The 20,503-nt window shown below is 37.6% G+C and carries 19 protein-coding genes; 18 read left to right on the forward strand and 1 reads right to left on the reverse strand.

Annotated elements, in window-relative coordinates; genetic code table 11:
* Positions 1–32: 32 nt before the first annotated feature.
* Positions 33–1,148, reverse strand: a complete 1,116-nt coding sequence (gene ytvI / locus RCG25_RS06885) for a sporulation integral membrane protein YtvI (protein WP_308082923.1) — start codon at positions 1,146–1,148, stop codon at positions 33–35.
* A 209-nt stretch (positions 1,149–1,357) separates the two neighbouring features.
* On the opposite strand from ytvI, the gene RCG25_RS06890 reads away from it, so the two are divergent.
* The 18 genes from RCG25_RS06890 (at position 1,358) to ytxC (ending at position 20,482) form a co-directional block, all read left to right on the forward strand.
* Positions 1,358–1,819, forward strand: coding sequence for a DUF441 domain-containing protein (locus tag RCG25_RS06890; RefSeq protein ID WP_308082924.1), 462 nt, complete (start codon positions 1,358–1,360; stop codon positions 1,817–1,819).
* 349 nt (positions 1,820–2,168) lie between these two features.
* Positions 2,169–3,287 (forward strand): citrate synthase, encoded by a 1,119-nt coding sequence (citZ, locus tag RCG25_RS06895; protein WP_308082925.1) that lies wholly within the window; start codon positions 2,169–2,171, stop codon positions 3,285–3,287.
* A gap of 147 nt (positions 3,288–3,434) precedes the next feature.
* Positions 3,435–4,703 (forward strand): NADP-dependent isocitrate dehydrogenase, encoded by a 1,269-nt coding sequence (icd, locus tag RCG25_RS06900; protein WP_308082926.1) that lies wholly within the window; start codon positions 3,435–3,437, stop codon positions 4,701–4,703.
* A 93-nt stretch (positions 4,704–4,796) separates the two neighbouring features.
* The gene (gene mdh, locus RCG25_RS06905; protein WP_308082927.1) at positions 4,797–5,735 is read left to right on the forward strand and encodes a malate dehydrogenase; all 939 of its coding nucleotides are present in this window, start codon (positions 4,797–4,799) and stop codon (positions 5,733–5,735) included.
* Positions 5,736–5,815: 80 nt separating this feature from the next.
* Positions 5,816–6,292 (forward strand): MaoC/PaaZ C-terminal domain-containing protein, encoded by a 477-nt coding sequence (locus RCG25_RS06910; RefSeq protein WP_308082928.1) that lies wholly within the window; start codon positions 5,816–5,818, stop codon positions 6,290–6,292.
* Between the two features lie 358 nt (positions 6,293–6,650).
* Positions 6,651–7,370: a response regulator gene (locus tag RCG25_RS06915; RefSeq protein ID WP_308082929.1), complete on the forward strand. Its 720-nt coding sequence runs from the start codon at positions 6,651–6,653 to the stop codon at positions 7,368–7,370.
* Positions 7,367–8,785, forward strand: a complete 1,419-nt coding sequence (gene pnpS / locus RCG25_RS06920; RefSeq protein ID WP_308082930.1) for a two-component system histidine kinase PnpS — start codon at positions 7,367–7,369, stop codon at positions 8,783–8,785. Before RCG25_RS06915 ends, pnpS begins: the two co-directional genes overlap by 4 nt.
* Positions 8,786–8,791: 6 nt before the next feature.
* A complete protein-coding gene (gene polA, locus RCG25_RS06925) occupies positions 8,792–11,440 on the forward strand; it encodes a DNA polymerase I (RefSeq protein WP_308082932.1) in 2,649 nt (882 codons plus the stop codon).
* 18 nt (positions 11,441–11,458) lie between these two features.
* On the forward strand, positions 11,459–12,286 hold the full coding sequence (gene mutM / locus RCG25_RS06930) for a DNA-formamidopyrimidine glycosylase (protein ID WP_308082933.1): 828 nt from the start codon (positions 11,459–11,461) through the stop codon (positions 12,284–12,286).
* 98 nt (positions 12,287–12,384) lie between these two features.
* The gene (gene ytaF / locus RCG25_RS06935) at positions 12,385–13,020 is read left to right on the forward strand and encodes a sporulation membrane protein YtaF (protein ID WP_308082934.1); all 636 of its coding nucleotides are present in this window, start codon (positions 12,385–12,387) and stop codon (positions 13,018–13,020) included.
* Positions 13,021–13,038: 18 nt separating this feature from the next.
* Positions 13,039–13,641, forward strand: coding sequence for a dephospho-CoA kinase (gene coaE, locus RCG25_RS06940; protein WP_308082936.1), 603 nt, complete (start codon positions 13,039–13,041; stop codon positions 13,639–13,641).
* Between the two features lie 288 nt (positions 13,642–13,929).
* Positions 13,930–14,961, forward strand: coding sequence for a glyceraldehyde-3-phosphate dehydrogenase (locus RCG25_RS06945; protein WP_308082937.1), 1,032 nt, complete (start codon positions 13,930–13,932; stop codon positions 14,959–14,961).
* Between the two features lie 368 nt (positions 14,962–15,329).
* Positions 15,330–15,704: an adenosylmethionine decarboxylase gene (gene speD, locus RCG25_RS06950; protein WP_307290748.1), complete on the forward strand. Its 375-nt coding sequence runs from the start codon at positions 15,330–15,332 to the stop codon at positions 15,702–15,704.
* Between the two features lie 271 nt (positions 15,705–15,975).
* Positions 15,976–16,362 carry a hypothetical protein gene (locus RCG25_RS06955; protein WP_308082938.1) on the forward strand — a complete coding sequence of 129 codons (387 nt, stop codon included), beginning with the start codon at positions 15,976–15,978 and terminating at the stop codon, positions 16,360–16,362.
* Positions 16,363–16,448: 86 nt separating this feature from the next.
* Positions 16,449–16,910, forward strand: a complete 462-nt coding sequence (nrdR, locus tag RCG25_RS06960) for a transcriptional regulator NrdR (RefSeq protein ID WP_144564449.1) — start codon at positions 16,449–16,451, stop codon at positions 16,908–16,910.
* Positions 16,911–16,970: 60 nt separating this feature from the next.
* On the forward strand, positions 16,971–18,365 hold the full coding sequence (locus RCG25_RS06965; RefSeq protein ID WP_308082939.1) for a replication initiation and membrane attachment family protein: 1,395 nt from the start codon (positions 16,971–16,973) through the stop codon (positions 18,363–18,365).
* Between the two features lie 9 nt (positions 18,366–18,374).
* On the forward strand, positions 18,375–19,301 hold the full coding sequence (dnaI, locus tag RCG25_RS06970; protein ID WP_308082940.1) for a primosomal protein DnaI: 927 nt from the start codon (positions 18,375–18,377) through the stop codon (positions 19,299–19,301).
* A 299-nt stretch (positions 19,302–19,600) separates the two neighbouring features.
* A complete protein-coding gene (gene ytxC / locus RCG25_RS06975) occupies positions 19,601–20,482 on the forward strand; it encodes a putative sporulation protein YtxC (protein ID WP_308082941.1) in 882 nt (293 codons plus the stop codon).
* The last annotated feature ends 21 nt before the right edge of the window (positions 20,483–20,503 follow it).

Consider the following 20,503-nt stretch of genomic DNA (forward strand, 5'->3'; position numbering starts at 1 on the left):
GTCAGCTGATATACACAGGCTGACGTTTTTTACTATGCTTCTTTTCCTTTAATGAACGTCCAGACATCATGAAACACATTTGCTCGGTAAAGCGTGCTGATAATAACCAGAGTAACAGGACCGACAATTAAGCCTAAAAAGCCAATGGTTTTAAATCCAACAAATAAGGCGATTAGTGTGGCTAATGGATCTAAACCGATACTAGAAGAGAGGATTTTCGGTTCCATAATCTGTCTTTGAACAAGGACAATGATATAAAGTACACCTAAACCAATAGCAAGGCCCATATTCCCTGAAATGGCCGAGTAAATGATCCAAGGTACGAAAACTGCTCCAGTTCCAAGGTATGGGATGATATCGACAATCCCCGTTAGCAGCGCTATGGTTATGGCATAATCAACCCTTAGGATAAGTAGGCCAATTAGAATGATAACCGTAGTTATAGAAATCAGTGTTAATTGAGCTTTAATAAAACCAAATAAAGCCTTTTTTAAGTCAATAAAGACCTTTTGCCCGCTTGTTTTTGCTTTCTCAGGTAAAATCCTACCACCAAGTATGGATAGTCGATACCAATCCTTACTGATAAAGAATGTAGCTAATAATGAGAAAATAAGGACTGTGGCTGCGTTAGGAAACCATGATAAAATATTTGGAATATTCCCGAACAAACCTTGGATAAACGATCCAACGGTGGTTCCTATTTTTTGACCAACATTTTGAATGTTACCAATGATTGTATCCTGTTGACCAGCTTCGAGCTTATTGAATACACTTGTTAACTGATTATAAAGAGGGATAATCTGACCAGTAAAATAATTCTCGATATATTCAATTAATGTATCAAGGTGTTCAGGTACGACTTTAGCTAAATAAGCTGCTCCAGAGACGATCTCTGCAACTAAAAGTGTGATCAACCCTGCAAAAAAAGCAAAGATAATAATGAGTGCAATTAAAACCGCAAGCGCTCGAGGCATTTTTGCTTTAAGTTCAAAAAAATTGACGAGCGGGTTAATTAAAAAGGCGATCGCAAGAGCAATTAAAAATGGATAAGTTACTTTTGACAAATAAAAAAAAGAGTACAGGGCCAAAACAACGGCTCCAATGACAAGAAGAAATCTAATTGTCCGATTTATGTACTTTGAATTCAAAGACAACCCTCCTTAAAATATAATTTATAGTTTTTAGTTTATCATTTTATGAATAAAACTGCATAATTTTCCAAAAAATCATGTCTGTGTAATAGATTACTACGTAATTAAAATAGGAAAGGTTTCAGATATAGATAGAGAATATTTGCCACATTTTTACTCCATTAAGTTATTATGGTACGATAATTTGGATAAAGGATGGTGAACAAATGGTTAGTGAGTCGTTGCTTTTTCTTTTATTGCTTCTAATCATTGGCTTTATTGCTAAGAATAGCTCGTTATTGGTGGCTGTTGGGATATTACTTATATTAAAAGCCGGGGGGCTAGATGCGAAGTCCTTTTCCTTTGTGCAGTCTAAAGGAATCAACTGGGGAGTGACGATTATTACGGTAGCTGTTCTAGCACCGATTGCAAGTGGGGACATAGGTTTTAAGGATTTAACAAGTGCATTTAAGTCCTCTTATGCCTGGATTGCCCTCATTTCTGGAATGGCTGTGGCATTACTCGCAAAAGGTGGAGTGAAATTACTAGCGGATGACCCACAAATTACAACCGCACTAGTATTAGGAACCATTTTATCTGTATCTCTTTTCAAAGGGGTGGCGGTAGGTCCGTTAATTGGTGCAGGTATTGCTTATGCAGCGATGAAAGTTTTTAGTTTTTTTAGCTAGATTTTTTTTGGAATAATATTTTTTTCGATTTTTCGACGCCTTTTCATTCACAAAAATCTGATAATTGTTTATAATAGGCTTGTAAGCGTATCCTTTTCTACATAAACCATATATATATGCTGAATTACTTGTAAAATAGTTTTTTTATTGTGATTGAAAGGGCATACATCTTTTTGTGACTATCCCGAGCAATCGCTCAGTCATTTTTTACGAATGAAGCAATAGGTAGAGTATTATACTCAGATAATACCATTTGTCATTATTACATCCGTGTTAATCAGTAAAGGGGTTTTATTTCTCTGTGTTTGTTTTCCAATGGGGATATTAAGAATGTGAGGAGAGATTTATTATGACAGTAACACGCGGTCTTGAAGGGGTAGTGGCAACAACTTCTTCCATCAGCTCTATTATTGATGACACGCTAACATATGTTGGCTATGACATTGATGATTTAGCAAAAAACGCAAGCTTTGAGGAAGTCATTTATTTATTATGGCACCGCCAACTGCCAAATGCTGAACAATTAGCTGAACTAAAACAGCAACTTGCAGAAAATGCTGCACTTCCACAGGAAGTGATTGAGCATTTTAAAATGTACCCTATTGATAAAGTACATCCAATGGCAGCGCTCCGTTCTGCTGTTTCCTTGTTAGGTTTATATGATGAAGAAGCAGATTTAATGGATTCTGAAGCCAATTATCGTAAAGCAGTACGACTCCAGGCAAAAATGCCAGCAATTGTTACTACATTTGCCCGAGTAAGAAAAGGTCTTGATCCAATTGCTCCAAGACAGGATCTAAGCTTTGCAGCAAACTTCCTTTACATGTTATCTGGGAATGTGCCTGAGCCAATTGCTGTTGAAGCAATTGATAAAGCGCTTGTCTTACATGCGGATCATGAGTTGAATGCTTCTACATTTACAGCACGTGTTTGTGTAGCTACACTTTCTGATGTTTACTCTGGAGTAACGGCTGCAATCGGTGCACTTAAAGGTCCTCTACACGGTGGCGCCAATGAAGCGGTGATGAAGATGCTTACGGAAATTGGTACAATCGAAAATGTTGAGCCATATGTTCGCGGTAAGCTTGAAAAGAAAGAAAAAATTATGGGCTTTGGTCACAGAGTATACCGTCAAGGTGATCCACGTGCGAAACACTTAAAAGAAATGTCTAAGAAATTAACAGAACTTACTGGTGAGCCGCACTGGTATGATATGTCTGTTAAGATCGAAGGAATCGTCACTGGTGAGAAGAAGCTTCCACCAAACGTTGATTTCTATTCCGCTTCTGTATATCACAGCTTAGGAATTGATCACGATTTAATGACGCCAATTTTCGCTGTAAGCCGTGTTTCTGGCTGGTTAGCTCATATTTTAGAACAATATGAAAACAATCGGTTAATCCGTCCAAGAGCAGAATATACTGGTCCTGGAATGCAAAAATATGTACCAATCGAACAAAGAGTTTAATATTTTACTTTTTTTCAAAAAATTGATTCAATATGATAGAATGAATCAAAGGTTAGAGGTAAACTCTCTAACCTTTGATTCAGCATTTTTTTCTATGGGAACGAACAAAGTTCAAAGTTTTTTACATAACTAGGAGGGAGAACAACTATGCAAGGCGAAAAAATTACAGTTACAAATGGAGTATTAAATGTACCAAACAACCCAATTATCCCATTTATTGAAGGGGACGGTATTGGACCAGATATTTGGGCTGCTTCAGAGCGAGTATTAAATGCAGCAGTTGAAAAGGCTTATAAAGGCGAGCGTAAATTAGTATGGAAGGAAGTTCTAGCTGGTGAAAAAGCATTCAACCAAACAGGCGAATGGCTTCCTAAAGAAACACTTGATGTAATCAATGAATACTTGATTGCAATCAAAGGTCCACTAACCACTCCTGTTGGCGGAGGGATCCGTTCCTTAAACGTTGCTTTACGCCAAGAGTTAGACCTATTTGTTTGCTTACGTCCGGTAAGATGGTTTGAAGGTGTTCCTTCACCAGTAAAGCGTCCACAAGATACAGATATGGTAATCTTCCGTGAAAACACTGAAGATATTTATGCAGGAATTGAATATGAAAAAGGTTCTGAAGCGGTTAAAAAAGTAATCGACTTCCTTCAAAATGAAATGGGAGTAAATAAAATCAGATTCCCTGAAACTTCAGGAATTGGTATTAAACCTGTTTCAGAAGAAGGGACAACTCGTCTAGTACGTGCAGCTATTAATTATGCAATTAAAGAGGGTCGCAAATCTGTTACACTCGTGCATAAAGGCAATATCATGAAATATACTGAAGGCGCGTTTAAAAACTGGGGTTATGAGCTTGCAGAAAAAGAATTTGGTGATAAAGTCTTTACTTGGGCTCAATATGACCGCATTAAGGCTGAGCAAGGTGCAGACGCTGCAAACAAAGCACAATCAGATGCAGAAGCTGCTGGAAAGATCATTGTAAAAGATGCTATTGCTGATATCTTCTTACAACAAATTCTTACTCGCCCACGTGAGTTTGATGTGGTAGCTACAATGAACTTAAACGGTGACTTCATTTCTGATGCACTTGCAGCACAAGTTGGTGGAATTGGAATTGCTCCAGGAGCTAACATCAACTATGAAACAGGACATGCTATCTTTGAAGCAACACATGGTACTGCTCCTAAATACGCTGGTCTTGATAAAGTAAATCCTTCATCTGTTATTTTATCAGGTGTGTTAATGCTTGAGCACTTAGGCTGGAACGAAGCAGCTGATATGGTAATTAAATCAGTTGAAAAAACCATCGCATCTAAAGTTGTAACTTATGATTTCGCACGTTTGATGGACGGTGCAACTGAAGTTAAAACATCTGAATTCGGTGATGAACTAATTAAAAATATGGAATAAGCTAACTGGAATAGGCATAAACAAGAATAGTTGCAGGGTCTGTCTTTAACAGCCCTGCAAAATAAATAATCCTACATATAAGGGGAGAGTTACATGTCATTAAAACGTAAAAAGGTTTCAGTAATCGGCGGCGGATTCACTGGCGCGACGACAGCATTTTTGCTTGCACAAAAAGAACTTGGTGATGTAGTTTTAGTTGATATTCCTCAAATGGAAAACCCAACTAAAGGGAAAGCATTAGATATGCTTGAAGCAAGTCCTGTTCAAGGGTTCGACTCAAACATTACTGGTACCTCTAATTACGAAGACACACGCGATTCTGATATTGTAGTTATTACTGCGGGTATTGCACGTAAACCAGGCATGAGCCGTGACGATTTAGTGCAAACAAACCAAAAAGTAATGAAAAGTGTAACGCAGGAGATTGTGAAATATTCTCCAAACTGTACTATTCTTGTCTTAACTAACCCAGTGGATGCTATGACCTACACAGTATTCAAAGAATCTGGTTTCCCTAAAAACCGTGTTATCGGTCAATCAGGAGTCCTTGATTCTGCTCGTTTCCGTACGTTTGTTGCTCAAGAATTAAATCTTTCTGTAAAAGATGTTACTGGATTTGTTTTAGGCGGACACGGAGATGACATGGTTCCACTTGTTCGTTATTCTTATGCTGGTGGTATTCCATTAGAAACATTGATTCCTAAAGATCGTTTAGAAGCCATTGTTGAGCGCACTAGAAAAGGCGGCGGCGAAATCGTTAACCTTCTTGGTAACGGAAGTGCATACTATGCACCGGCTGCATCACTAGTTGAAATGTGTGAAGCAATCCTTAAGGATCAACGTCGTGTATTACCTTCTATTGCTTACCTTGAAGGCGAGTTTGGCTACGATGGCATATACCTAGGCGTTCCAACTATCCTTGGGGCAAATGGTATTGAAAAGGTGATCGAGCTTAACCTTACTGCTGAAGAAAAAGCAGCATTAGATAAGTCCGCTGATTCTGTTCGTAATGTAATGAACGTATTAGTATAATAGAAAACATAGGATTCGGGGTGCATGCCCCGAATTTTCTCTATATTTATATGAAATCGCTTACAATGGAGGTGTAATGGATGCTTTTAGGGAAGAAAAGAAAGTTAGGTCGAAAGATTGAAGAAATAACAGTTGGTGAAAAACTATCATTAACAGAAAAAATTGAAGACAAGGATATCCTTCTTTATTTAGGATTAACAGATGACTCAAACCCTTTATACATACAGCATGATTATGCATCACAAACACCATTTGAAAAACCGATTGTACCTAATATTATGTTAACAGGTATTATCACCTCGGCTATCTCAAAATATTTACCTGGCCCAGGAAGTCATATTTTAAGTCAAGAAATTAACTTTCCGAAGCCTGTCTATCATTATGGAACAGTCGAATGCCTATTTGAAGTGATTGATGTACAGAGGAAAGAACATACCATCTTAATCAGTGTAGTGGGAACCAATGAAAAAAATGAGACGGTCATTCAGGGAAAAGTAAAAGTCTGCCCTCCACACCGGTTAGAAGATATACACGGAAAAGCATTAGAGAATTTTTAATAGAAATGAACGAAGGAATGTGTTTTCAGCATTCCTTTTTGCTTTTTTTATCAGTGTATAAAGAACATTGTTGATTTTTATACACTGTTGATTGGAGCGGAAGGCGCGAAGACTCCTGTGGGAGTACGGTTCAGGGGAGACCCCGCAGGCGTGAGCGCCGAGGAGGCTCGCCGAAACGCCCACGAACCGCTCGCTTCTTGAGCGGAAATCAACAGACAAGTTTACAAAGCCATTTTTATAAAAAACATATATACTTTGTTAATTTTTTGTAAAGATAAGAAATGAGGAAGATGTATCTCTAGGAAATACCTGTTCTTTATTATTATAATGAAGGTATCTTGATTTAGCGGGGGATATTATGAAAAACAAAGTACTGGTTGTAGATGATGAACAATCGATTGTGACATTACTCCAATATAATTTAGAACAGTCGGGATTTGAGGTTTTAACAGCTATGGATGGTCAAGAGGGGAAGGAAATAGCAGAAACGGAATCTCCTGATATAATTGTTTTAGATTTAATGCTGCCAAAATTAGATGGAATGGAAGTATGCAAACAGCTTCGTCAAAAGAATATCATGATTCCTATTTTAATGTTAACAGCGAAAGATGATGAATTAGATAAAATAATTGGTTTAGAGCTTGGTGCAGACGACTATATGGTCAAACCATTTAGCCCAAGAGAAGTGATTGCACGTGTGAAAGCCATATTAAGAAGAACACAGATTCAACATGAGGTTCCAGAAGAAGCAGAAAAGAATAACGATGAACTAATTCAAATCGGTAAATTAAAAATTTATCCAGAAAAATATGAAGCTTATTTTCAGGAGGAACTCCTTGAATTAACATTAAAAGAGTTTGAATTACTTCTTTATTTGGCACAGAATAAAGGACGGGTATTAACACGGGATCAGTTATTAAGTGCTGTTTGGAATTATGAGTTTGCTGGCGATACTAGAATAGTTGATGTACATATCTCTCACCTTAGGGAAAAAATTGAAGAAGAAACGAAGAGGCCTGTTTATATTAAGACACTTCGTGGTCTAGGTTATAAGCTGGAGGGACCAAAAGAAGAATGACAAAATCTCGTACAAAGCTGTTAATTCCATTAGTTTTCACTATTATTACAGTGTTGATTGCGATTGGAATATGGTTGACCCATTTATTTAGAAATGACGTTTTAGAATTACTAAAGGGTCAATATAAAATTGAAGTATTACTTATACTCTTCCTAATACTTGTTATGGTCTTAATTGTCATCAGCTTCTTCTGCGTCAGAACTACCTCGAAGTATTCAAAGCAAATAGAAGCAGCAACTGATGTTGCCATTCAATTGGCAAACGGTAATTACCGTGCGAGAACATCTGTAGGTAAGCTTAACGGAACAGGAATGTTGGGATCAGCTATTAACATGTTGGCTGAAAATCTGCAAGAATTAGCTAAATCACAAGAAATGCAGCAGGATCGCTTAGGTGCATTAATAGAAAATATGGGTTCTGGGTTAGTATTAATTGATAGCCGCGGATATATCAGTCTCATAAACAAAGGCTTTGTGGAGATATTTCACATGGATCCTACCAATTACTTAAATAAACTTTATTATGAAGTAGTTGATTCTGAAGAAATATGTCAATTAGTTGCCGAAGTATTTCGAACCGAACAGAAAGTAAGTAAGCAATTATCTATTCCCTTATTGATAGAAAGAAAATTTTTTATGGTTTATGGTGTGCCTATTATTGGGAAAAACAATGTTTGGAAAGGGGTATTACTTGTTTTTCACGATATTACGGAAATAAAAAAGCTTGAACAAATTCGCAAGGATTTCGTGGCCAACGTATCCCATGAACTAAAAACACCTGTTACGTCTATTAAGGGATTTTCTGAAACCCTTTTAGATGGTGCGATGAATAATAAAGAAACATTAGAATCTTTTTTATCTATTATCTTAAAAGAAAGTGATCGTCTCCAAACCCTGATTCAGGACCTATTGGACCTTTCAAAAATTGAGCAGCAAGGCTTTCAATTACTATTAAAAGAAGTAGACTTAAAGCTATTGCTTGAAGAGGTAATTACTCTTTTAAGTGGAAAGGCAGAAGCTAAAAACATACGCCTTGAATTTTATAATAAGCAGGAAAAGGTGCCAATCATTGGTGATGTGGATCGTTTAAAACAAGTGTTTATCAATTTAATTGGTAATGCCATTTCCTACACGCCATCCGGAGGCGATGTGAAAATCATCCTCCTGGAACACAATGAAAAAGTCCGAATCCATGTGAAGGACTCTGGGGTAGGTATAAAGAAAGAAGAGATTCCAAGAATTTTTGAACGTTTTTACCGGGTGGACCGTGCAAGAAGCCGTAACTCAGGTGGAACAGGTCTTGGTTTAGCGATTGTTAAACATTTAGTGGAGGCTCATCATGGGCAGATCAGTGTTAGAAGTATGTTAGGGGAAGGCAGTGAGTTTATCCTAGAGCTTCATAAATATTTGAAATGATATTGGATGGTGAAGAAGTTGGAAAAGAAAAAGCTTGTGTTGATAGACGGTAATAGTATAGCTTATCGTGCTTTTTTCGCACTACCGCTCCTTAATAATGATAAGGGGATTCATACGAATGCAGTTTATGGTTTTACGATGATGTTGATGAAGATTTTGGAGGATGAAAAACCAACGCATATGCTTGTTGCCTTTGACGCGGGAAAAACGACCTTCAGACATAAAACCTTTGGAGAGTACAAAGGAGGAAGACAAAAAACGCCACCAGAGTTATCTGAGCAATTCCCGTTTATTCGTGATTTATTAGATGCCTACGGGATTTCTAGGTATGAGCTAGAAAATTACGAGGCGGATGATATAATTGGAACGCTTTCCCTAACGGCTGAAAAGGATGGGTTTGAAGTCAAAGTTATTTCTGGGGATAAAGATTTAACTCAGTTGTCATCGCCCCATACCACTGTAGGAATCACTAGAAAAGGAATTACGGATATAGAGGAATATACTCCTCGGCATATAACTGAAAAATATGGTCTTACACCCGAACAGATTATCGATATGAAAGGTCTTATGGGGGATGCATCTGATAATATTCCTGGTGTGCCCGGAGTGGGTGAAAAGACTGCTATTAAGCTGTTAAAAGAATTTACAACCCTTGAAAAACTGCTTCAATCTATTGATCAAGTAAGCGGAAATAAGCTTAAGGAAAAATTAGAGGAATTCAAAGACCAGGCAATAATGAGTAAAGAGCTGGCAACGATTGAAAGGCAAGCACCCGTCGAAGTCGATTTAGAAACAATCGCCTTTGAAGGCTATATTAGAGAGAAGTTAGTGCCCCTCTTTAAAGAATTAGGCTTTCATTCCTTATTAGACAAGCTGGGGGAAGATACAACCGTACATAACGATCAGGAGCTTGTAGATATTGAATATGTCACTCCTTCCGAAATAACCGAAGATATGTTTGCTGAAAATAATTATTTTTATGTAGAACTTCTTGATGATAATTATCATTATGCAGAGATTATTGGGTTTTCCCTTAAAAATGAAAATGGACAATTCTACCTGCCAACGGAACTAGCATTGAAATCAGAGGCGTTTAAAAACTGGGCAGAAGATGAAGGGAAAAAGAAGACCGTTTATGATGCAAAGCGGTCGGAGGTTTCTTTAAGAAGGCAGAATATCCATCTGAAAGGTACAGACTTTGATATTTTAATGGCTTCCTATCTAATTAATCCTTCGGAGACCCAAGAAGATCTTGCTGCGATTGCACATAAATATCACTATCATAACATTCAAGCGGATGATTCCTTTTATGGGAAGGGAGCTAAACGAAAAGTCCCTGAAGAGCCAAAGCTAGCAGAACATCTTGTACGTAAAGGGCTTGCCATGGCTGAAATAAAGGATAAATTGGAAGATGAATTACGAGCAAATGAACAATATGAATTATTCAATGAGCTTGAGATGCCACTTTCACTCATTTTAGCTGATATGGAATCGTGTGGTATAAAAGTAGAACGGGAACGTCTGCAGACAATGGGCAAAGAACTGAATGAACGACTAGTGGAAATTGAAGAGAAGATTTGTGAACTTGCGGGAGAAAAATTTAATATTAATTCTCCAAAACAATTAGGTGTCATTCTATTTGAAAAGTTAGGTCTTCAAGCATTAAAGAAAACAAAGACGGGCTATTCTACTTCGGCTGATGTTTTGGAAAAGTTAGCTGAGGATCATGAAATAATTGAGCATATCCTTCTGTATCGGCAATTAGGCAAACTCCAATCTACCTATATTGAAGGTTTATTAAAAGTGATTGATCCAAAAACAGAAAAAGTGCATACAAGGTACCAGCAAACATTAACCGCAACTGGACGATTAAGCTCTATCGACCCGAACCTACAAAATATTCCGATTCGACTGGAAGAAGGAAGAAAAATTCGCCAGGCGTTTGTCCCTTCTGAGGAAGGCTGGGTGATTTTTGCTTCCGATTACTCGCAAATAGAACTTCGTGTACTTGCCCATATTGCTGGGGATGAAAAGCTAATCCAAGCATTCAAAGATGATCTTGATATTCATACAAAAACGGCAATGGAGGTATTCCATGTGTCGGAAGATGAAGTAACCTCTAATATGAGACGTCAAGCAAAGGCTGTTAACTTTGGAATTGTTTACGGAATCAGTGACTATGGACTATCACAGTCCTTAGGGATCACCCGTAAGGAAGCTGGACGTTTCATTGAGAGATACTTAGATACTTACCCTGGTGTGAAAGAATATATGGATGATATTATTCACTCGGCAAAGCAAAAAGGCTATGTTTCCACGTTAATGCAGAGAAGACGTTATCTTCCTGAAATCACGGCCCGAAACTTTAATTTGAGAAGTTTTGCAGAACGTACAGCCATGAATACGCCTATTCAGGGCAGTGCGGCAGATATTATCAAGAAAGCAATGATTGATATGGATGAGGCGTTAAAAGATAAAGGTTTAAAGACACGCTTATTGCTCCAGGTACACGATGAATTGATTTTTGAGGCTCCAGAGGATGAAGTGGCTATTCTTCAAGAGCTAGTTCCAAGTGTCATGGAAAATGCTCTTGAATTGAAGGTGCCATTAAAAGTGGATTATTCCTATGGTCCAACCTGGTTTGATGCGAAATAAATAAAAGGAGAATCTATATTGCCAGAGCTTCCAGAGGTAGAAACAGTACGCAAGACGTTAAAAAAACTGGTTCTTAATAAGACTATTGAAAAAATCACCGTCTACTGGCCTAAAATCATTAAAAATCCTGTAGAGGTCGAGCAGTTTATTGATGCATTAAAAAATGAGACCATTATTGATGTTGGTCGAAGAGGGAAGTTTCTTATCATATATACAGATCACTTTGCGTTAGTATCACATTTACGGATGGAAGGAAAGTATGGACTTCATCCGAAGGAACTTCCTTTTGATAAACATACACATGTCATTTTCCATTTTACTGACGATACAGAATTACGGTATAGAGATGTCCGGAAGTTTGGAACGATGCATTTATATAAAAAGGGAGAAGAATTTACAAAACCTCCATTGATAGAGCTTGGTCCTGAACCCTTTTCAGAAGCGTTTACTCAAGCGTACCTGTCTCAGAAACTGAAAAAAACCAATAGGAAAATAAAACCTGCCTTACTCGATCAAAAATTACTAGTAGGTCTTGGCAACATATACGTGGATGAGGCCCTTTTCCGGGCTGGAATACATCCAGAGCGGCTTGCTAGTACTTTAACTGAGGACGAAGTTAGTATTCTTCATAGTGAAATTGTTGCTACTTTAGGAGAAGCGGTGAAAAAGGGAGGGAGTACGATTCGTTCCTATGTTAATTCCCAAGGGGAGATTGGTATGTTCCAGCTTGAATTATATGCGTATGGGCGAAAAGGGGAACCTTGTAAAAATTGCGGAATTCCTCTAGAAAAAACAACAGTCGGAGGAAGAGGCACCCATTATTGCCCAAGCTGTCAGAAACTATGAGGTAAGCAAAATGAATGTGAGAACAACAATTCAATAACACTGGATGGGCTCCTGCCATATACTATCGTAGTGATTTTCAGGAAGGAGTCCTAGACGTAATGGTTCAGTTGTTATCACTTCTCATATTAGCATTTGCCCTTAGTCTTGATAGCTTTAGTGTAGGGTTTACCTATGGATTAAGGAAAATGGTCATGCCGATTAAATCCGTTCTCGTTATTGCAACCTGTTCGGCAGCCTCATTAATGATTGCTGTGTCAATTGGACATGGCTTAGAAAAAGTAATATCACCGAATATTACGGCAAAACTAGGGGGATTTATTCTGATTGCTCTAGGTGCCTGGGTATTGTACCAATTTTTTCGGCCCGAAAAAGAAAAAGAATTAGTGGAACATGAAAAAACAATCGTAAACCTTGAAATCCGCTCCCTAGGATTAGCTATTAGTATATTAAAAAAACCCATGTCTGCTGACTTTGACCAGTCAGGGACCATTACAGGGATCGAAGCATTAATGCTGGGCTTTGCCTTGTCATTAGATGCCTTCGGGGCTGGGATTGGAGCGGCTATGCTTGGATTTCCTCCACTATATTTAGCTCTTACTGTCGCAGTCATGAGCTCTTTATTCGTCCTATTAGGAATAAAAAGTGGCACTTTTTTCCATAAGTTCGATTGGATTCAAAAGTTTACGTTTTTACCTGGGGTTTTATTAATCATTATTGGTATTTGGAAATTATGATACCTGAAAGGAAAAAGCATGTCATTAGTTATCGGTTTAACTGGCGGAATTGCCAGTGGAAAAAGTACTGTATCAACAATGTTCAAGGAAATGAATATACCAGTTGTCGATGCTGATGTGGAGGCTCGCCTTGCTGTGATGAAAGGTGAAGCCGCCTACTTTCAAATAATTGATACGTTTGGAAAGGACATTTTATTAGAGGACGGGGAGATTGATCGGCAAAAATTGGGCTCGATTATTTTCCATCAAGAAGAGAAACGAAAGCTTTTAAATGAAATAGTCCATCCGGAAGTTAGAAAGAGAATGATGGGGCAGGTTGAAGAGGCTCAGTTGAATGGGGAAGAAGTCATTGTCCTGGATATCCCTCTATTGTTTGAAAGCAAGCTAACCTATATGGCTGAGAAGACGATTCTTGTATACGTGGATTATGACATACAATTAGAGAGACTTATGAAGCGAAATAGCCTTTCGATAGATGATGCTAAGGCCCGAATACAGTCTCAGATGCCGCTCAACGAAAAAATAAAATTAGCAGATGCTGTGATTAATAATAATGGATCAATAGAAGAAACAAAAAAACAACTCATAAACGTATTATCCCAATTTGGAATAAAAATTTAATAACATAAGAGGAGAAGGGAAGCCCCCTTCTCCTTTTTTGAATTTGGCTGTGATAAAGAACAGTGTTGATTTTTACACACTGTTGACGAGGAGGCTCACCGAAACACCCACGAACCGCTTGTGCCTGGAGCGGAAATCAACAGGCAAGTAGAAAAAACTACTAATTTATCAGAATTATAAAACATTTAAAAATCCGCAGTTTATTCATCGCAATTCAACCTATATATGTTATACTAATTACAAGAATACAACTTAAAAGTATAACATTAATACGGAAGGGGCCGTAAAATGAAGTCACGAATTGCAATAAATGGGTTTGGGAGAATTGGAAGGATGGTCTTTAGAAAAGCAATCCTTGAAAAAAAATTTGATGTAGTAGCAATAAATGCGAGCTATCCGTCTGAAACATTAGCTCATCTACTTAAATATGATACAAATCATGGACCTTTTCAGGGAGAAGTTATCCCTTTAGATAACGAATTAATTGTAAATGGTAAAAGAATAAAATTACTAAGTGAACGTAACCCGGAGCAGCTTCCATGGAGAGAGCTAGGGATTGATATCGTGATCGAAGCAACTGGAAAATTCAACTCCAGAGAAAAGGCTGCCCTGCATCTTACAGCAGGTGCTAAAAAAGTGATTTTAACTGCACCAGGGAAAAATGAGGATGTTACAATCGTTATGGGTGTAAATGATGAAATGCTTGATATTAATCAGCATGATATTATTTCAAACGCATCCTGCACAACGAATTGTCTTGCACCAGTTGCAAAGGTACTAGATGAGAAATTTGGAATTGAAAGTGGCTTAATGACAACAATTCATGCCTACACAAATGACCAAAAGAATATTGATAATCCTCATAAAGATTTACGGAGAGCCCGTGCCTGTGGACAATCTATTATCCCTACAACAACAGGTGCGGCTAAAGCACTATCGCTGGTATTGCCACAATTGAAGGGTAAATTACATGGGATGGCACTACGAGTACCGACACCAAATGTTTCACTTGTTGATTTAGTAGTAGACCTACACCAAGATGTAACGGTTGATGATATTAATAATGCCTTTATGGAAGCTGCACATGGCAGTTTAAGAGGGATTTTGGATTTAACAATGGAACCGCTCGTTTCAGTGGACTTTAATACAAACGAGAATTCAGCAATCATTGATGGACTTTCGACAATGGTAATGGGGACCAGAAAGGTTAAGGTTTTAGCTTGGTATGATAATGAGTGGGGATATTCGTCTCGTGTCGTAGACTTGGCTCTATATGTGTCAGAGCAAATAGCTAAATCCTCACAGGTTAAGGTCGGCTAGAACAGATTAAAAAGGTAGAAAAATGCTGTCGATTGACAGCATTTTTTTCTGTCCTAGCCTGTTCCATTTTTGTACATTTTGGCATAAAATGCTTTTGAACTAATGACTTTTTATTATTATATATAGAGGAATATGCCCACCTTGCCTTGTTACAAAAATATCTTATGAAAATTTTAATTTGATAGGTTGCAAAAAAAATATAAACAAAGTATACTAGTCATCGTGAACTTCTTGAAATTAGGTACCTATTAATTACTTAAAGGGTTAGGACCTCTCTGGACTAACTTTCCCCCGTGGTAGTTATAAGATACCGTCAATAACCGGATTTCAGGAAACCATCATAAAAGGTTAGAGGGGGAAATAAGAATATGGAAACAATGGGACGACACGTAATCTCTGAACTTTGGGGATGCGACTTTGAAAAATTAAATGATATGGATTTTATTGAAACAACTTTTGTAGAAGCGGCTCTTAAATCAGGTGCGGAAATCCGCGAAGTAGCTTTTCATAAATTTGCTCCACAAGGCGTTAGCGGTGTTGTAATAATTTCTGAATCACATCTTACAATTCACAGCTTCCCTGAACATGGATATGCAAGCATTGATGTATATACTTGTGGTGATTTAAACCCTAATGTAGCTGCTGATTATATTGCTGAGGCTTTAAATGCTCAAACGCGTGAAAATATTGAAATTCCACGTGGTATGGGTCCAGTAAATGTTAAGCAAGCAAAAGTACTTTAATCTAAAAAAATGATCGAAGGGGTGTACGAACTATGTACACCTCTTTTTATATTTTCCTCATAATGTTGTAAACTAATTAGAAAAGCGCAAGCGCCTTGGTCAGCCCCGACAGGCAAATGTTCTTAGGTAAGAAAAGTCCGCCTTTTGACTTTTATTGCCGAAGGTTATTTGACCCGAGGGGCTAGGCGCTGGAGCTGGACAATTCTCGAAGCCGCATTTTATACTTTCTTATAAAAATAAAAAGGAAGAATTTTTGGAGGGTTATATTTAAATGAGTTTATTCGGACGCTTTAGAAGTCAAATTGAAACATCTGATCAAAACAAGGATGCTTCTTTAAAGACTCATTACTATAAAGGCAATTTTAATAAAATTTTTGAATCGGTTGAAAAGGTATTTCATGAAGATGCTGACTGTCGCATTTTAACGGTCTCAAAAGAACATGGAGAGATTGCGGTAGAAATTAAAAAGCCCTTCCCTTGTTTTCTGATTGTGACCATTGTTTCTGTGAAAGCACTAGAAACGGCTGTAGACTTTAATATTTCAACTGAACGATTCTCTATCTTAGGTAATTACCCTGAACTAAAAAAAAGAGTGGTTTCTTATTACGATCGGGTGAATCAATTACATACGGTTATTAAAGAAAAACAAAACTCCTAATACTTGTACTTGTGCAAAGGTCTGCTTTTTTATAAGATAAAAGTAGGATATTGTTCGGATTTCGTTAGATTTGGAGTTGATTAACAATGAAATGCCCTTCATGTCAAAATTATGGTACACGTGTGCTTGATTCTCGGCCTGTTGATGAAGGACGTGCAACACGGCGAAGACGCGAATGTGAGGAATGCGGATATCGCTTTACTACATTTGAAAAAATTGAAGAGATTCCCTTAATAGTTGTAAAGAAGGAAGGGACAAGGGAAGAATTCAGCCGTGATAAAATACTTAGGGGCTTGATTAAGGCGTGTGAAAAGCGGCCTGTTGCCTTAAAGGAGTTAGAAGATATTACGCACGGTGTGGAAAAGGACCTTCGAAGTCAGGGGATTTCTGAAATTAAAAGTGAAGCTGTTGGCGAAATGGTAATGGATCGACTTGCCCATGTTGATGAAGTCGCATATGTAAGATTTGCTTCCGTTTATCGTCAATTTAAGGATATTAATGTATTTATCGACGAATTAAAGGAACTGATAAAAAAAGAAAAATCGTAATGAGCTAAAGGGTCGTCTTTGGCTCTTTTTTCACTATTGAAAGAGAAAGGTTGGAATCATATGGCGCAGCATTGGCAGGAAATTCTTCCTATCGATCGTTATATTGTAGCAGCCGATGGGCTGCTCCATGAGTATGACCGGAAAGTGCTGACGTTTCTATACCAGCCCTTGATTGGGTCAACTTGTTTAAGCTTGTATATGACACTTTGGGCGGAACTGGAGGAAAATAAACTCTGGTCTGATTCATCCACCCACCATCTGTTAATGAACCTGTTAGGGTTAAATTTAAAGGATATATATGAAGCGCGTCTAAAGTTAGAGGGAATAGGGTTATTAAAGACTTTCGTTAAAATAGATGAAGAGGGAGACCGGTCCTTTATTTATGAGCTGCTTCCTCCTTTAACGCCTGAACAATTCTTTTTGGATGGAATGTTAAATATATTTCTTTATCGGAAAATTGGAAAAAAACATTTTGCTCGTCTAAAACGGTTTTTCTCTGACCAGCAAATGACAAAGGATAAGGAATATCAGGATGTAACCAAGGCCTTCCAAGATGTGTTTGCTTCAGCTACGCCTGGTAGCCTTCAGTATCTTCAGGATGTAACAGAGGATCTTGAAGCAGAACAAAATCAACAGTTTATCGGTCGTAATGAACAAAAGCCACTTCAAATTGATACAAATACGTTTGATTTTGATTTATTAGCTGCAGGACTTAATGAATCTTTGGTTCCCAAAAAAGCACTAACACCAAAAGTAAAGAATGTTATTAGTAATCTTGCTTTTCTGTATAACATAAATCCGATTGAAATGAAAAATTTTATCTTAGGTGCCATAAATCCGAATGAAGAAATTGATATAGAAGACTTAAGAAAAGGCGCACGTGATTGGTATCAATTTGTTCATTATGACAAGCTCCCGAGCCTTATAAACAGAACACAGCCTGTAATTCACCAAGTTCAAGTTACTGAGCCAAAAACCCCAGAAGAAAAACTGATTCGTTATTATGAAACTACTTCTCCTTTAACTGTTTTTAAGGACATTTCAGGTGGTGTGGAACCTTCAAATGCTAATTTGGATATCTTAGAGGAGATTATGATTAAGTATAAACTTCCTCCAGGGGTAGTGAATGTTCTTATTGAGGTTGTCATGATAAAATCAGATATGAAGTTTACTAAAGCATTTGTCGACTCAATAGCCAGTCATTGGGCACGAAAGCAAGTGAAGACGGTAAAGGAAGCAATGGAACTTGCAAAGAAGGACGAGCGCATACGGAAAGAAAGCAAAAAAACTGCAAAAAGTACAAAAGGTACAAATAAGAAGCCTCTTCGGACAGAGCTTCTTCCTGAATGGTTTGATAAAGAAAAACCAAAAAAGTCGGAGAAGGTAGAGAAGAGTCCTGATTTAGAAGCTAAAAAGCGTGAGATAGAAGAAATGCTAAAGGCATTAGATGACTAGAGGTGACTTATGGAGAAAATAAATCAAACATTGAAACGGTTATCCTCACAAGGAGATTTTCAAAGACGATACGATAAAATGCGCCGCGAAACCCTCGAAAACCCAGATGTCGAAGAATTTATTTTAAAGAATGAACAAGCAATAACGAAAGAAATCATTGATAAAAGTTTAGGTAAGCTTTTTGAATATACAAATCAAAGTAAGGATTGTGAGAAATGCGAAAGCCTTGATAATTGTATCAATATGATGAAAGGCTATCGGCCTGAATTGGTTTTAACACGAAATTTCATAGATGTTCGATACGAACGCTGTCATCGAAAAATCATGCATGACGAAAAGAAAAAAAATGAAACTTTAATTAAGAGTTTATATGTCCCGAAAGATATCTTAAACGCTACCTTTGACAACTTTTTTACTGATGATGAGCGAATAGATGCTTTTAAGAAGACAATCGCATTTGTAGCTGATTTTAAACAAGGAAAACCAACAAAGGGGCTATATTTCTATGGTGAATTTGGAGTAGGGAAATCTTATTTGTTGGGTGCAATTGCAAATAAATTGGCCCAAAAACAAATCTCTTCTATGATTGTCTATGTACCTGAACTTCTTAGAGAGATGAAAAGTTCGATTGCAGATTCGACCTTAAATGGAAAAATTGAAGCTTTGAAGAAAGAGCCGATTTTGATGCTGGACGATATTGGGGCAGAGTCGATGTCGAGTTGGACAAGGGACGAGGTATTAGGTCCAATTCTTCAGTTTAGGATGCTGGAAAGTTTGCCGACGTTTTTTACTTCGAACTTCGATTTTAATGAGTTGGAACATCATTTGACTTATAGCCAGCGTGGGGAAGAAGAGAGAATGAAAGCGAGAAGAATCATGGAGCGAATTCGCACCTTAAGTGAGCCGGTTCTAGTTAGTGGTCCTAATAGGCGTTAGGAATAATATGTGTTTCCATCGGATTACCGGATCACCCGGTAGTCCTTTTTACATTTAAAGTATAAAATTCGGCTTCGAGAATTGTCCAGCTCCAGCGCCTAGCCCCTCGGGTCAAATAACCTTCGGCAATAAAAGTCAAAAGGCGGACTTTTCTTGCCGAAGAACATTTGCCTGTCGGGGCTGAACAAGGCGCTTGCGCTTTTCTTAATTATTATAGTAAAACTGTGGTTATCTAACTTCTATTTTGGCCAAGTCCCCCATATATATTAAACAGACAATGCCTCAAAGGGGGGATTTGGTTGGCGGAAATCATCTTCCAAAGCAAGCTGGATGCACAAAAACTTTATAACCACTTGCTGATGTACGTACCATATAATCCAATGAATGAAACTATTCTTCTTTTAGAAGATCGACATATAGTAAAGATAGTTGATATTTGCTTTTCTACGTCTCTGTTTGACAGGGTGAAATCGGCCTTTTATCAGTTTATAACAAATACGAAACGGGATCATTGGTTTCGAGAGATAGTAAGGGATCATTATTATTATACCGACATGGAAGAGCAACAGCAGATTATTGATATTATCTATTCCATACTGGACGGGCAAAGAGAGGATCTTGCTGTTTTATTAAAAGAAATAAATGAAGAGCCTAACCTAATTAGTGAGGCTATTGATGAGATTCTTCATGAAAATGTCACGTTCTCTTTCGACTCTTTTGTTAAATTTCGCCTGCGTTCCTATCTACATGCTCTAGAAAGCTATGTTGAGATTGCCATTGATGAATACAAAATGGAGCAGGAATATCAAATGTTTGTACACATGCTAAGAGACTTTTTAGTGAACCGTGAACCAAAAATGGATACGCTTCATTTATTGTTCGATGAGGAAATTACTTTTTTTAATGAGGATTTTGTTGAAATTAAAAGAGGTGAATTAACAAGATTGATTGACAGAAGGTTATTGGTGAATCATCCTGTTTATGTTGACTCTGCTTCCATTGCACCGCTGCTGTCACTTGCACCAACGTCTATTTTTATTTATACAAAAGATCCTGATGAGCCGCTGGTAAGAACCATCAAGAATATATTTGAGGAAAGAGTAACCCTTAAGGAGTATGGCGCACTTCGTGAGATTAAAAAATGGACTACTGAAAAAAATTCATCGGAAAATCATGCATAAAAAATAAAATAATGTCAATAT

It is taken from the genome of Neobacillus sp. PS2-9 (genome assembly GCF_030915525.1).
In the GTDB taxonomy this organism is placed as follows: domain Bacteria; phylum Bacillota; class Bacilli; order Bacillales; family Cytobacillaceae; genus Neobacillus.